General features: G+C 41.8%; 11 protein-coding genes. 6 read left to right on the forward strand and 5 right to left on the reverse strand.

Annotation, left to right across the window (positions count from 1 at the left end; all coding sequences use genetic code 11):
- Window positions 1-116: 116 nt before the first annotated feature.
- The 3 genes from RMY31_RS27485 to RMY31_RS27495 all read right to left on the reverse strand — a co-directional run bounded on the left by RMY31_RS27485 (window position 117) and on the right by RMY31_RS27495 (window position 3,110).
- Window positions 117-2,537 carry a COR domain-containing protein gene (locus tag RMY31_RS27485; protein WP_409878603.1) on the reverse strand — a complete coding sequence of 807 codons (2,421 nt, stop codon included), beginning with the start codon at window positions 2,535-2,537 and terminating at the stop codon, window positions 117-119.
- A 96-nt stretch (window positions 2,538-2,633) separates the two neighbouring features.
- Entirely contained in the window at window positions 2,634-2,768 is a 135-nt protein-coding gene (locus RMY31_RS27490; RefSeq protein WP_409878605.1) for a hypothetical protein, read from the reverse strand.
- A gap of 66 nt (window positions 2,769-2,834) precedes the next feature.
- The gene (locus tag RMY31_RS27495; protein WP_322657414.1) at window positions 2,835-3,110 is read right to left on the reverse strand and encodes a hypothetical protein; all 276 of its coding nucleotides are present in this window, start codon (window positions 3,108-3,110) and stop codon (window positions 2,835-2,837) included.
- Window positions 3,111-3,351: 241 nt separating this feature from the next.
- Between RMY31_RS27495 and rnc the strand changes: the two genes are divergently transcribed.
- Together rnc and RMY31_RS27505 are read left to right on the forward strand one after the other, a co-directional pair.
- Window positions 3,352-4,071, forward strand: a complete 720-nt coding sequence (gene rnc / locus RMY31_RS27500) for a ribonuclease III (protein WP_322657415.1) — start codon at window positions 3,352-3,354, stop codon at window positions 4,069-4,071.
- A gap of 107 nt (window positions 4,072-4,178) precedes the next feature.
- Complete coding sequence (locus RMY31_RS27505; RefSeq protein ID WP_322657416.1) at window positions 4,179-5,249, forward strand: Gfo/Idh/MocA family oxidoreductase; 1,071 nt, start codon at window positions 4,179-4,181, stop codon at window positions 5,247-5,249.
- A 48-nt stretch (window positions 5,250-5,297) separates the two neighbouring features.
- Here the strand turns inward: RMY31_RS27505 and RMY31_RS27510 are convergent, their stop codons facing one another.
- Window positions 5,298-7,268, reverse strand: coding sequence for an ATP-binding protein (locus RMY31_RS27510; protein ID WP_322657417.1), 1,971 nt, complete (start codon window positions 7,266-7,268; stop codon window positions 5,298-5,300).
- A gap of 290 nt (window positions 7,269-7,558) precedes the next feature.
- On the opposite strand from RMY31_RS27510, the gene RMY31_RS27515 reads away from it, so the two are divergent.
- On the forward strand, window positions 7,559-8,299 hold the full coding sequence (locus RMY31_RS27515; RefSeq protein ID WP_322657419.1) for a RibD family protein: 741 nt from the start codon (window positions 7,559-7,561) through the stop codon (window positions 8,297-8,299).
- A gap of 125 nt (window positions 8,300-8,424) precedes the next feature.
- Window positions 8,425-9,603, forward strand: coding sequence for a GNAT family N-acetyltransferase (locus tag RMY31_RS27520; protein WP_322657420.1), 1,179 nt, complete (start codon window positions 8,425-8,427; stop codon window positions 9,601-9,603).
- Window positions 9,604-9,819: 216 nt separating this feature from the next.
- On the opposite strand, the gene RMY31_RS27525 is transcribed toward RMY31_RS27520, so the two are convergent.
- Window positions 9,820-11,730 (reverse strand): acetate--CoA ligase family protein, encoded by a 1,911-nt coding sequence (locus tag RMY31_RS27525; RefSeq protein WP_322657421.1) that lies wholly within the window; start codon window positions 11,728-11,730, stop codon window positions 9,820-9,822.
- A gap of 322 nt (window positions 11,731-12,052) precedes the next feature.
- Between RMY31_RS27525 and RMY31_RS27530 the strand changes: the two genes are divergently transcribed.
- Together RMY31_RS27530 and RMY31_RS27535 are read left to right on the forward strand one after the other, a co-directional pair.
- Window positions 12,053-12,256 carry a hypothetical protein gene (locus RMY31_RS27530; RefSeq protein WP_322657422.1) on the forward strand — a complete coding sequence of 68 codons (204 nt, stop codon included), beginning with the start codon at window positions 12,053-12,055 and terminating at the stop codon, window positions 12,254-12,256.
- Window positions 12,257-12,652: 396 nt separating this feature from the next.
- Complete coding sequence (locus tag RMY31_RS27535; protein WP_322657423.1) at window positions 12,653-13,507, forward strand: cyanophycinase; 855 nt, start codon at window positions 12,653-12,655, stop codon at window positions 13,505-13,507.
- The last annotated feature ends 208 nt before the right edge of the window (window positions 13,508-13,715 follow it).

A 13,715-nucleotide genomic window follows, 5' to 3' on the forward strand; every position in this document is an offset into this window, starting at 1 on the left:
TGCCACTTGACGAATTGATATTTTCTCCTGAATATGTGCTGCAACTATTTTTTCTCGGAGATCGATTGAATATGCTTTCATGAAAAGATATTATTTTTCTTCTTACTAACTGTACCTCATAACAACGGGAAGTGCTGTAAAGGTTGGTTAGGCTCGTGGACTGCTTTATACTTTTCTATTTCTGTTTCTTCATAGCTGCTATAACTTAACGGTATCCAAATAATAGTCAGTCCTTTTCCCTCAGCAGCATCTAATAATGGGGGTAACACTTTCTTATCAATAAAATCTGATGCCAGAAAGTCAGGACTAACCATCAACACTGCGACTTTTGCTCCTGCTAAAGCATTTTCAATTTCTTTGCGCCACTCATCACCTGGTTTAATCTTGGTATCGTCCCATACATCTAGGGTTTGGTTGCGAATCATGGGTATGAGGTGTTTTTGGAGTTTGGTCAGCCACTCCTCATCTTCATGACTGTAGCTAATAAAAACTTTATTTCTAGTGACAGATTCCGATATGAGTGTTTGCGAATCCTTCTCAGTCGTTAAAACATCGTCAATCAGTTTTTGGACATCTACCATATCAAAGGTTTTCTGACACTGAATTTTGAACGGAGGAACATTCAGGCATTTGTACAACACCTCTATGGGATAAAAATGAGGCGTTTGACTATCCTTACATTTTTCACAGTTACAAGGAACAAGTGTTTCATATTTCAGACGTTTATAAGAGTTATGTATTTTTTCGAGTTCATGACTGATAACTGCCAGCAGTTCTTTTTTTCGCTTTCCTGCTACGCGGACTTTAATTTCTCGTAAATTGTAGTGTTCAATCACTTCAGCACGGGCTTCGTTTTTGCTGAGAATAACGCCGCTTCTCCAAATAAGCTTTTGTTGCTCAATATGAGGATGTATCTCGACGATAAAGCGGGTAAGGATACCTTTGGGCATGAATGTATAAGTGTAGCGCAGGATTAAGTTGTTGGACTCATCCCAGTTATATTCAGGTTGGTTGACAGAAAGTAATTGAGGCGCAATATAAGTATCGGGACGACTAGGTATTTCGTAGCACAGCTTAAATTTCCTCATTAGCTGCAACAGTTCTGGTCGCATATTGGCATATTTGTTTTCATGCCAAATCTTTGCTAAATCATTGCGGTCAAATTTACCCAGATTTTGAATGACTTGCGGGTTATCTAATACTTTGTAAACGGCATCTGTACCCCAAGTGGGTTTGAGAATTATAGTTTTTCTTAGCAAGTCATCATCTTGGAAGTGAAGACATACACCTAAATCATGTAAATAGCCGCTCAGTTGGAGTTTATCTTTTTGTGTTGTAAACCCATGTTCCTGGCAGATGTTGAAATATTCTTCTAAGCTAATATGTTCGCGGGGGTCGCGTTCTAAAGCTTCCCGCACTTTCACCCATGTTTTGGGTAGTTCTGTTCCTACATGGGTTAGGTTACTAATATAATGTTTAACTTTATTTAGGATTTCTGACAGACCGCGATTAGTAGCAAAGTTTGTAGTGAGTGTTTCTTTAAAATTGAGGAATTGACTCCGTAAATCTCGCTCGTTTATTTCTCGTTTGCGTTCTTGCTTTTCATTTTTGATAATTAGTAAGGGACTATCGCCGCTAAGTAACTCAACTACATTTAGCCAGTAGTAAAAATCTGTATCTTCTTTACGAGTATCTGCAACTAAAATATAAAGGGAACGCTTTGTGAGGAAAAACTGGTGGGTAGTATGATAAATTTCCTGACCACCAAAGTCCCAGATGTTAATTTGAAATTCTTTCCCATTTTCTAGTGGAAATTTCCATTTAATTATGTCAATGCCTTCAGTAGTATTTTCATCTTGCCGTAGCTGATAATTTGGGTCTTGGATTTTTTTGGCTAGGGTAGTTTTACCAGCACCACCTTCTCCCACAATTAGTAATTTGGCTTCGTAGAGGCGATCGGTTTCCTGTTCTAGCTGTTGCTTGTAAAAGTTCAGAATTGCTTTCAATCCTTCCTTTAGAATTTCTGGTGGAGGTGATTCTAGGGGATTTTTGTCAAGGTAAAGTTTGCTGAGGTTGGTGAGTTGACCAATCTCTTTAGGCAGCGTTGTCAGTTGATTGGAGCCGAGGGAAAGTTGGCTGAGGTTGGTGAGTTGACCAATCTCTTTAGGCAGCGTCGTCAGTTGATTGGAGTGGAGGTTAAGTCTGCTGAGGTTGGTGAGTTGACCAATCTCTTTAGGCAGCGTCGTCAGTTGATTGGAGTAGAGGGAAAGTACGCTGAGGTTGGAGAATTGACCAATCTCTTTAGGCAGCGTCGTCAGTTGATTGGAGTCGAGGTAAAGTACGCTGAGATTGGAGAGTTGACCAATCTCTTTAGGCAGCGTCGTCAGTCGATTGGAGTAGAGAGAAAGTTTGCTGAGGTTGGAGAGTTGACCAATCTCTGCTGGCAGTGTTATTAAGCCTTTGTGAGAAAGGTCTAATTTTGTAACTTTGTCTTTGGCTGCTTTTTCAATGGTTTTTAGCAGTTCTCGGTTGATCATGAGCAGAGTATGGCAAACAGCGAGTAGGGAGTGGAGAGTAGGGAATAATGTATTCCAATGAATTAAAAAACGCTGTAATTACTAATTTAGCTGGTATCAACGGTTATATTGGGGTGATGTCTTTTGACTCGCCGCTTCGTGTCTACGCAAAAAAAAGCCGATTTGTTGCGCTTGAATACGAATTGTCGAGCAAAAAAAGCGATCGCTCGACCTCAAAGCTTCATTATTCAACTTCCGAACACGAATTGTCGAGTAAAAAGGATGATCGCTTCACCTCAAAGCCTCATTATTCAACTTCTAAACACCAATTGTCGAGCAAAAAGAGTCATTGCTCGACCTCAAAGCTTCATCATTCGACTTTTGAACGCGATTTGTCGAGTTGAAAGGGCGATCGCTCGACCTCCAAGCTTCATCATTTAGCTTCCAATCACAAATTGTTGAGTCAAAACAGCGATCGCTTGGCATTCCCGATATTAGCCTGACAGAAGTTCTAGAAAGCTTAGAAAACTTGAGATGACTAAAGGAAAGGTAGGAAGATACAGGTAATTTTTGAACATACTGTTTAGTGTGCATTTGTCAAGATTCTGTACTATAAGTAATATTTTGAACGCCTTTTAGAAGCCTAAAATATCGTTAAAATGTACAAAACTTGTAGATTTCAAATTTGTATAGGCAGAAATGCTTGCAAATTGGGAAAATTATATGTAAACATAAATCGGCTTAATATCCTGCTCTCTTGTTTGAGTTAGGAGTTAGAAATCTTATTTCCCGATGCTCTCTCTGTCTTCCACTCCTCTGCACCCTATCTCCCTTAATGACACTTGTTTACCCACGCCGTCAGCGGCAGCTTGAAAGCTTAGTTAGAAAGTTAGGTCTACCAATAGAAGCACCTATTAAATGGCAACTGCTGGATTTGGCGTTGACTCATCCTACTGTCTCTGAATCAGCAAATTACGAACAACTAGAGTTTGTCGGTGATGCCGTGGTACGGCTGGCAGCAGCAGTTGTGTTGTGGGAAAATTATCCAGATTGCCAAGTGGGAGATTTTGCAGCAATACGTTCGGTACTGGTGAGCGATCGCATCCTCGCACAATTAGCAAGAGAATATGGTTTAGAGTTATACTTGCTGGTTGCTGGTAGTGCTACTAGTGATAAAGTTGGTCAAGAATCACGACTAGCAGACGCTTTTGAAGCTGTTCTGGGCGCGCTTTATCTCAGCACTCATAATCTAGACCTGATTCGCCCTTGGCTAGACTCGCATTTCCAACGCCTAGCAACAGAAATTCGTCTCGACCCCGCCAGACTTAACTACAAAGCTGCGCTGCAAGAATGGACGCAAGCACATTTTAAAGTTTTACCCGATTATCGGGTCGTAGAGGTCAATCAAACTAATCGCCATCAAGACCGTTTTGTTGCTGAAGTATGGCTGCACGGCAACAAACTAGGTGAAGGTAAGGGGCGTTCAATTAAAGCTGCGGAACAAGCCGCAGCTAAAGTAGCTTTTTTAGCAATTCCTAATCAGCAAAATATTTGAATAGTCTATAGTCAAAAGTCATAAAAGTAACTATTGACGATTGAAGATTTACCTATGACTATTGTACAGACGCGATTAATCGCGTCTGTACTAATGACTAATGACTAATGATTAAAATCGCAATTATCGGGGTTGGTCGTTGGGGAGTGCATTTACTACGAAATTTTGTAGCACACCCCCAAGTGAGAGTAGTTGCAGTAGTAGATCCACACCCGGAAAGATTGGCGGCAGTGAAGCAGCAGTTTAATTTAGATGAAAATATACTATTGACAACTCAGTGGCAAGATTTGCAACAAGTACCGGGGTTGACAGCAGTCGCGATCGCAACTCCAGCTTCCACCCACTATGGTTTAATTAAGGATGCCCTGAAGCAGGGATACCACGTTTTAGCAGAAAAACCATTAACCTTAGACCCAAAGGAATGTCGGGAACTTTGCTATTTGGCAGAACAACAGCAACTGATGCTGATGGTTGACCACACCTATTTATTTCATCCAGCAGTTCAGCAAGGGCAAGCTATAGTTCAGGCAGGTAAATTAGGCGATTTACGCTATGGCTACGCCACTCGTACTCATTTAGGGCCTGTGCGACAAGATGTCGATGCCCTCTGGGACTTAGCCATTCACGATATTGCTATTTTTAACAACTGGCTGGGTCAAGTACCTGTGAAAGTACAAGCAACGGGTACTGTGTGGTTGCAGAGTGAGATGGGGGAGCAAGGGAACACAGAGAAAGTTCCGGTAAGTTTTTCCCCTCTGCCTCCAGGACTGGCTGATTTAGTCTGGGTAACGCTGACATACCCAGATGGCTTTCAGGCGTATATTCATCTGTGCTGGCTTAATCCCGATAAACAAAGGCGACTTGCGATTGTGGGTAGCCTTGGCAGCTTGATTTTTGATGAAATGTCACCCTCATCACCTTTGACCTTACTACATGGTGAGTTTGAAGTTCAAGGTAATCACTTTCTGCCTGTGAATCAAAGGCGTGAGGTGCTGGAACTAGCAACAGGCGAACCGTTACGGCAAGTGTGCGATCGCTTTGTTGTCTCCGTCCTTAAGAACATTCCTTCAGAAGTGTCGTCTGGCTGGGTAGGCAAAGAGTTAGTAGAAATTCTAGCTGCTCTAACAGTATCTCTTCAGCAGGGCGGCAACCCTGTTTTTCTCGATATAGGGGTGTAAGGGTATGGGGATTTTTAACATCTACACCCCTATACCCCTTTCCCTAAACTATCGCAGGGTAGGGTAACAATTTCCTATTGCTCCTTCATTCTCAGCAGTAACTTCTGGATTCTCTAAATCCTCTTCCTCAGCTGGAATAGGTAACGGTGAAAGATCAATTATCGGCAGCGCGATCTTCACTATCGTGCCTTGATTCAGTCCTGGACTCTCAAGAGTAATGCTACCTCCCATGAGTTCAATTAAGTTCCGTGAAATCGCTAATCCCAGTCCCGTACCCTCAAACTTACGTGTGGTGCTACCATCCACCATTACAAAGGGGCGAAATAGTTTGTGCTGTTGGGCAGGTTCAATGCCTAAACCTGTATCTGTAACAGTAACGATCGCCTGAGATTTGTCATCACTTTGTTGAATCGCTGTAGCAATCGTGATGGTTCCCTCGTCAGTGAACTTAGTGGCATTGCCGATAACATTAATCAGTACCTGCTTCAACTTTGCTGCATCTGCTTTCACGGAAATCGGCTCATCGCCTAGGTCAATTTTCAACTGCAAACCTTTTTGTTGAATATTCACTGATTGTAAATTAATGATATCTTGCAGTATTTGTCGCAAGTCAAGCAGTTCTGTGACTACTGAGAGTTTGTTAGCTTCGATTTTAGAAATATCAAGTAAATCGTTAATGATACCTAACAAGTGGATGGCTGTGTCGTCGGCACGCTTGAGAAACTCCATTTCTTCTTCCCGACTATCGCACATGTCATCTCGAACCAGACGCACGCAGTTAATAATAATATTTAACGGGTTCCGCAGTTCGTGGGAAGTCGTAGCTAAAAAGTGGCTCTTACTTTGGTTAGCAGTTTTCGCTTCTTGCCAAGCGATTTCTAATTCTTCTGCCCAAGCTTTGAGTCTCTCCATCATTTGGTCTAGTGCTTGCGCCAGTTGATTGAATTCCCGGATTTGGAAGTTGTGAGGAACTGGCTGTGCGGCGTGGTGGCTGTGAATATTCAAAGCATAGTCTCGTAGTTCTTCTACGGGACGTGCAAGGTAAGGAGCCAAACACAGCGATGCTAACAAACTCGCACCAATCAAGCCAACTGTTAAAACGATGAGGATGAGTTTGATTTCTTCTAAACCAAATAAAGCATTATCTACACTCGTAATTGCTAGAAGTACCCATTTTTGCCCCTGCTGTTGTGTAACGGGATTGGCAATAACTGTATAGCCAGCGACTAATTCTCTACTGTCTTCAAAAGATAAATTTATCGCATTATTTTGTTCAGTGATGCCTGTGACAGGATGCGCCAATGCATCTTTAACAATGTTTTGTAGTCTAGAAGCATCTGGATGCTGTTTGATATTAGTTCCCACTCGCTGTATTGATGGGTGTGCTAATATCGTCCCGTCCTCGGCAATTACTAGCATCGAGCCTGTTAGCGATCCCGGCTGGGGCTGGATGCGGGTTTGCTGGTAAAGTGCCGACTGAAGACTCAAAGCATACTGTAATTGCCCAGTTTGATTATAGACTGGGGCAGATAACACTAATTGCAGTTGATTCTCTGGGTTGCGTTGACCAGTTGTTCCTGCCTTTGGTGGTAGTATTGTCTTGACATCAACCCCATCACCAGGGAAAGGTGGTATCGATTCTGTAATTGCTTTGTCGCCACAGCTGCTGGCAATAATTTTGCCGTCTTGCAGATTAGTTAATTGCAAACACTCAATGTAAGTTGGCAGTTGTTGTGCTAGCTGTGTGAGAAATTTTTCTACCTCATCAGGTGAACCAGACTGAACAACCGTTGTCTGACTTGCGACTAACAAGCTGGTTTTGAGGGTAGCGATCGCATTGACAATCTTTTCTCCTTTAATAATGGCGCTGTCTGTCAAGTTTTGACGGGCAGTTTTCAATAAACTGGAGCGTGCCTTATTCAAAGCTACAATCTGCCCGATAAATAAAACTGGGACAAATAGCAGCAAAATTCTTGTTACTAAAATACGACGAAAGGATGATTGACGGTGCTTAGCCATCGATTGTCTCACTTCGCATCTGCAAACCACAACAGCAAAGATATGCAATTAGACCAGAGAAAGGAGACATTTCATGAAGTTATGATAACTTTATTGTCAGCCCCTAACAATACCAAGTATTTAAAATACAAAAAGAAACATCCTATACTAAAACTTATAGACGGTATATGTGAAAGAGACTTGTGTTGCATATAGATACAGTTGTGAAATTGGTAAACATTAGCTTGCAGGCATAGATTTTTAATCAACACACTTAGCAAGGAAAATATCCAGACTATCAAACCAACCCAATGGTGCAACATCGTCCTCATACCACAGTAGTTTTGGCAATGAGTGCAGATGGCAAAATAGCAGATTTTAGGCGATCGCCTGCTCGGTTTGGTTCAGGGGCTGATAAAGCACACCTCGAAAAACAAATCGCTGCCTCTGATGCCGTTTTGTTTGGCGCTGGCACTCTCCGTGCCTACGGTACTACCCTTACCGTATCACAACCCATTCTGCTGCAACATCGAATACAGGAGGGCAAGCCTGCCCAGCCGATTCATATAGTCATTACACACTCTGCTGACCTCAATCCGGAAATTAAGTTTTTTCAACAACCAGTCAAACGCTGGTTAATTACGACAGCAACAGGAGCAATCTTTTGGCAAGGACGCTCACGGACACTTTCCTCAACCGAGAGAACTCCCGCACAGAAGTATCCTCGAGAATTTGAGCAGATTCTAGTTTTTGAGACACGAACAGGGAAGATTGACACTCTAGCTGCTCTACAACACCTGGCATCTATAGATATAACACGCTTAGCGGTATTGGGTGGTGGCGAATTAGTCGCTTCTATGTTGGAATCAGATTTAATAGACGAATTATGGCTTACCGTTTGCCCATTGATTTTAGGCGGTACTACTGCACCTACACCAGTAGAGGGCAAGGGATTTTTATCTCAACTAGCTCCTAGATTAGAACTTCTGGAAGTTCACACAGTTGAGCAAGAAGTATTTTTGCACTATCGGCTGCAAAGACTGGTAGATTAGATTACCTTAAGTAAGGCATGGGTCGGTGGTCAGTAGTCAGTGGTCAGTGGTCAGTTATTAATACTCTCACCTGCTCCCCCTGCTCCCCCTGCCTCCCCTGCTCCCCTGCCTCCTTGCCCCCTGACATGGAACAACTCAAGCCTCGCTATTCTATTGTTTGGATTAATAAAATCGCCGAAGTACCCCAAGATGCCTGGGATGCTCTAGCACTGCCACTCAAAACTCCTTTTTTAGAGTGGCGATGGCTGAACAATCTGGAAACTTCCCAGAGTGCTACAGCCAAAACTGGTTGGTTGCCAAATCACTTAACGCTATGGCGAGACAGAATGCTGATTGCGGTAGCCCCACTTTACCTGAAAGGACATAGCCAAGGTGAATTTGTCTTCGATCATCAGTGGGCAGAGTTAAGCGATCGCATCGGCGTGCAATACTATCCCAAACTTCTAGGCATGACACCATTTACCCCCGCTGAAGGCTATCGATTCTTAATAGCTCCTGGGGAAGATGAAGATGAAATTACAGCGATGATGGTGCATGAAATTGACAGTTTCTGCATCCAACACGGAATTTCTGGCTGTCATTTTCTCTATGTCGATCCACAATGGCGGCCAGTGTTGGAACGGCAAGGTTTTACAACTTGGTTACACCATAGCTATATCTGGGAAAATCTCGGATTTCAGACTTTTGATGATTACTTAGCAGTATTCAACGCCAATCAGCGCCGCAATATCAAACGGGAACGTAAAGCTGTAGAGAAGGTAGGTTTACGACTGCAACCGCTAACTGGTGATGAAATTCCCAAGTCTTTGTTTCCTTTGATGTACCAGTTTTATGCTGATACCTGTGATAAGTTTGGTTGGTGGGGTAGCAAGTACCTGACAAAGCGGTTTTTTGAGCAACTACACAGCGATTATCGCCATCGGGTTGTGTTTTTCGCTGCCTATAACGAGCAAGATTATCGTCAACCTATTGGTATGTCCTTTTGTTTATTTAAGGGCGATCGACTTTATGGGCGATATTGGGGTAGTTTTCAAGAAATAGATTGTTTGCATTTTGATGCTTGCTATTATGCACCGATTGAGTGGGCGATCGCTAACAATATCGAAATCTTCGATCCCGGTGCAGGTGGACGACACAAAAAACGCCGTGGTTTTCCTGCTATGCCCAATCACAGTTTACACCGCTTTTACAATAGTCGTTTAGAACAAATTTTAAGCCGTTATATTAGTGAAGTAAATCAACTGGAACAGCAGGAAATTGAGGCAATTAACGCAGAGTTACCTTTCAGTCAGAAAGAAGGTTGAAAGGAAAGAATCGCTGTTGTACTGTATTTAACTATACCATGCCAATACTGGCGCAACACAGCTAATTTGGTGCAATAAATCAAGAGGCAAAAGCTTTGCTAAAACTTGAGTTGACCTCATTAAAATTTGCACTATTTTTAGATGTGCCACGCCACTACAAGTTAGCTATTTTTGAATTAGAAGTCCTTTTCTCTGTGTACCTCTGCGTTGAAAATATTATGAAATAGTGCCGATTTCTTTCAAATAAACCCGCGTAAATGGTTCATCTTCTCCCAAGGTGTAGTCTTCAATCAGCCCTTTGCGACGAATAGAAATGTCGTTGTCTTTCTTAATCACCACGGTAGAACCGTCAAATACATCTCGCATTAATATCATCTCAGTTTCCGTGGGATTATTCAGAACTACCATATTACTCCCATGGTAAAACATACCCTCTTCTTCTAGGATATCTTCCTGGTATTCGGCAATCAGCAAATCCAGTTTTGGATTGCGTAGTAAACTTTGGACGTTGCTATTGTATTCTTCACGTAATACTTTTTTCGACCGATTCACAAAAACTGCGTCACGACAAACAGCGCCTATTATCCATTCGGGATGCTGCAAAAGAATACGATCAATCGTTTCTTGCAGTTCTTGAACTGAGATTTTATTAAAGGTAATAATCGGTATCCTGGCATCTGTACCCGAATTAAAAAAGGTTTCTAAGATACGAGACGGTACATCAACGCTTTCACCAACAGAAGGATTAAGATGCATCAAAACGCCCGGTGCTGCGTTGATTTCTAAGATAGCAAAGCCACCAGATTTCCAAGATTCTGACAGATTTTTGGCAATGACATCAATACCAAGGCAAGTTAGCTGAAAATATTGGGCAATGTCTTGGGCCAAGATAATATTATCGTCATGAATCGTGTCTGTTGCATTGATGCTTATGCCTCCAGCTGAAAGATTGGCGACTTTACGTAGGTAAACAGTACGTCCCTTCTCAATAACACTGTTCAATGACAAGCGCTGTTCATCTAAGTAGAGTTCCATCGCTTCATCAACCTGAATTTTACTCATCGGTGAGGTTGGTGAGTCTAAACGTGCAGGTTTTCGGTTCTCTTGACGAATTAACTCAGCGATGGTTAGATAGCCATCACCAACAACCGACGCTGGACGGCGTTCTGTGGCGGCGACAAATCTGCCATCGACACACAACAAGCGAAAATCCGACCCGGAAATACTTTTCTCAACAATTATTCGTGTTGGTTGGTTTTCGGGAATCGCTGCCAGTGCCCTGCCATAAGCAGATTCTAGTTCTTTTGAATCCTGCACGTCAGCCGTTACGCCAATTCCTTTATGACCTACCACAGGTTTAACTGCCACTGGATAACCAATTTCTCTCGCTACTGATAAAGCTTCGTTTTGGGAAATGACGATTTCCCCCTTAGGTACTGGGAAACCCAAGGTATCAAGAAATGCTTTACAATCATCCTTGCGGGTTGTGAAATCTGAATCTATGTGGCTGTCACAATTAAATGTTGTTGCTACACCTCGAACGTGTTTTTTCCCCAGTCCATATTGCATTAGTCCTTCTTCCCACAAATAAAAGAAAGGAATACCTTTTTCAGCGGCTGTTCGCAATAAAGCATAAACTGTGGGGCCACCGTAAACAGAGGCGCGAAATTTACTTTGCAGCCTTTCAAGCCGCTCCTCAAAATCGAAATCATCATCTTGGGTAATGGCTTCAAACCAATCCCAAACAAAATAAACTACCTCTCTGGTTGTGCGTTCATACAGGGATTGGACGCTAATCCGCGTATATCTAATATCAGGCTTGACACTCCAATGGTTGAGGTGCAAACCCATATCCAGCTTTCCTACCTCTGATGCCACATGGGCAAACAAATCGGCATAGGATTCGTAGGTTTGGTTGCTAAGGTGGGGATAGCGATCGCCAATAACTGAAATATAATCCTCAAGGGGCAGAGGCTCTCTATACTCAATCAGAGCAAAATCAAATACTAGCGCCCCTGTATCTAAATAAGGGTTAGCCCCAACGTAATGCTTGAAGTTGAAAATATCGAAGACATCATTTTTTCTAGCATTAATGCGGACTAAACTAGTGCTTTTTTCTTGAACCATTGATAATAAACCTTCGACTAAACACCCTGAAATCTGGACTCTAAGTTGTTGCTACTTAGACTTCTCGATTGTAGATTACCTCACATTATTTTTTAGGGAGTTTTCTAGGGAGTGATTGGTTTGCCATTAAGATGGTTAGCGCCACCCTAACTCTATCTATAAGCATTTACAACTATCTCAGGGCATAATTAAGCCCCACTACTCAGTCACTATACAGACACAGACTATATAATATATAACCTTTGAAAGGTGCAATCATCTCTTAAAAATTATATAATTGTTAGAATAATAAGAATAAAAATTTTCGGGAGACAGCTAAAGAATGAATAGTACACAAACTGCTCTTAGAGATGAAGTTAGACAACTTGCTGAGGAAGCTTTTCGCTCTAAACTGATTTCTGGTCACGGAGATGGGCCAGACATTAAAGAATACCAGATTGTATACCAGGGTAAACCTAGACATCTTCCACTTGAACAAGCACGTCTTTTCTTAACTAACTTGCTTTACAGAAGTCGGATGCTTTAAATATTCACAGTAGAAGATAGAAGCTCCAGATAGGCAACTACATGGGTCTAAATCTTAATACGAAAACGCAATCAAAATTGTTCATTTCTCGAAGAGGTAATTCTATAAAATGCATTACCTGATAGTTAATAAGTACTAACAGTACTTGAAAACAACATAACAAAACTCAATTACTAAACTATACTTACAATAATCAAGCCTCTAGAAAATGTTTCTAGAGGCTGTTGAGTCTTTTTAGCACATAAATTTACGAGATTTTTCTTAAGTATTTTTTAATGAATAAACTATATACTTCTTAACCTTATTTTTTACAGTGTATTCTACCAAATGGCTGATTTGGTAGCTGTAATTGTCATGCTTTATTGAAATAGATTAACTTTATATCGGGGAGGCACTATGGCGGATAGTATAACCAAACGGCAATTAGTGATCATTGGGGGTGCTGAAGATAAAGACGGAGACTCTCAAATTCTACGAGATTTTGTGCGACGTGCTGGGAGTACGAAAGCGAACATTGTCATTATGACAGCAGCGACAGAATTACCCAGAGAGGTAGGAGAAAATTATATTAGAGTGTTTGAGCGCTTAGGAGCTGAAAATGTTCGCATTGTTGATACGGAAACCCGTGAAGATGCAACTTCTTCCACAGCATTAGAAGCGATCGCTAAAGCAACAGGCGTTTTCTTTACAGGAGGCGATCAAGCTCGTATCACCAGTATCCTCAAGGATACTGAAATCGACAAAGCCATTCACAAACGTTTTGCTGAAGGCATAGTGATTGCAGGCACAAGCGCCGGAGCCGCTGTCATGCCAGATAAAATGATTGTGGAAGGCGATTCCGAAACCAATCCCCGGATTGAAATTGTCGAAATGGGTCCAGGTATGGGCTTTTTGCCGGGAGTTGTCATCGATCAGCATTTCTCACAGCGTGGTCGCCTAGGACGCTTGATTTCTGCTTTGTTACAGGAACCTGCTGACCTAGGATTTGGTATTGATGAGAATACTGCTATGGTTGTGACTGATAGCCAAATTGAAGTGATTGGCGAAGGCTGTGTTACAGTTGTCGATGAATCAGAAGCTACACATAATAATATTAACGAAATCTTGAAGGATGAACCGTTAGCCGTTTTCGGAGCAAAACTGCATATTTTGCCACATGGTTACAAATTTGACCTCAAAACTCGCCGGCCTATCTTGAATGATGGCACTGTGCCAGATGTCCCCCTAGCAGTTAGTGCAACAAGCATCTAACTTTTAGCACATACATTTAAGCTGAGTGGAAAGTCAATATTTTTCTTTTAATATCCTCTAATAAACTTAAATTAGAGTAAAATATTCCCCCCTTTCTAAAGAAGCAAAGGGGGTTATTTATTATTACTTAAGCAAGAAGTGTTAAATAATTAAATCTGAAAAAATAACTCTATTGACTATAAATATAGTAATTACCTTAAAGGTGTAG

Origin of the sequence: Dendronalium sp. ChiSLP03b (assembly GCF_034531165.2) — a bacterium.
Taxonomy (GTDB): Bacteria; Cyanobacteriota; Cyanobacteriia; order Cyanobacteriales; family Nostocaceae; genus Dendronalium; species Dendronalium minutum.

Bases quoted from the DNA above. Each gene is read 5' to 3' on its own strand.
- RMY31_RS27505 (WP_322657416.1), top strand. From the start codon at position 4,179: ATGATTAAAATCGCAATTATCGGGGTTGGTCGTTGGGGAGTGCATTTA.
- RMY31_RS27520 (WP_322657420.1), top strand. From the start codon at position 8,425: ATGGAACAACTCAAGCCTCGCTATTCTATTGTTTGGATTAATAAAATC.
- RMY31_RS27530 (WP_322657422.1), top strand. From the start codon at position 12,053: ATGAATAGTACACAAACTGCTCTTAGAGATGAAGTTAGACAACTTGCT.
- RMY31_RS27485 (WP_409878603.1), bottom strand. From the start codon at position 2,537: ATGATCAACCGAGAACTGCTAAAAACCATTGAAAAAGCAGCCAAAGAC.
- rnc (WP_322657415.1), top strand. From the start codon at position 3,352: ATGACACTTGTTTACCCACGCCGTCAGCGGCAGCTTGAAAGCTTAGTT.
- RMY31_RS27535 (WP_322657423.1), top strand. From the start codon at position 12,653: ATGGCGGATAGTATAACCAAACGGCAATTAGTGATCATTGGGGGTGCT.
- RMY31_RS27495 (WP_322657414.1), bottom strand. From the start codon at position 3,110: ATGCACACTAAACAGTATGTTCAAAAATTACCTGTATCTTCCTACCTT.
- RMY31_RS27510 (WP_322657417.1), bottom strand. From the start codon at position 7,268: ATGGCTAAGCACCGTCAATCATCCTTTCGTCGTATTTTAGTAACAAGA.
- RMY31_RS27515 (WP_322657419.1), top strand. From the start codon at position 7,559: ATGGTGCAACATCGTCCTCATACCACAGTAGTTTTGGCAATGAGTGCA.
- RMY31_RS27525 (WP_322657421.1), bottom strand. From the start codon at position 11,730: ATGGTTCAAGAAAAAAGCACTAGTTTAGTCCGCATTAATGCTAGAAAA.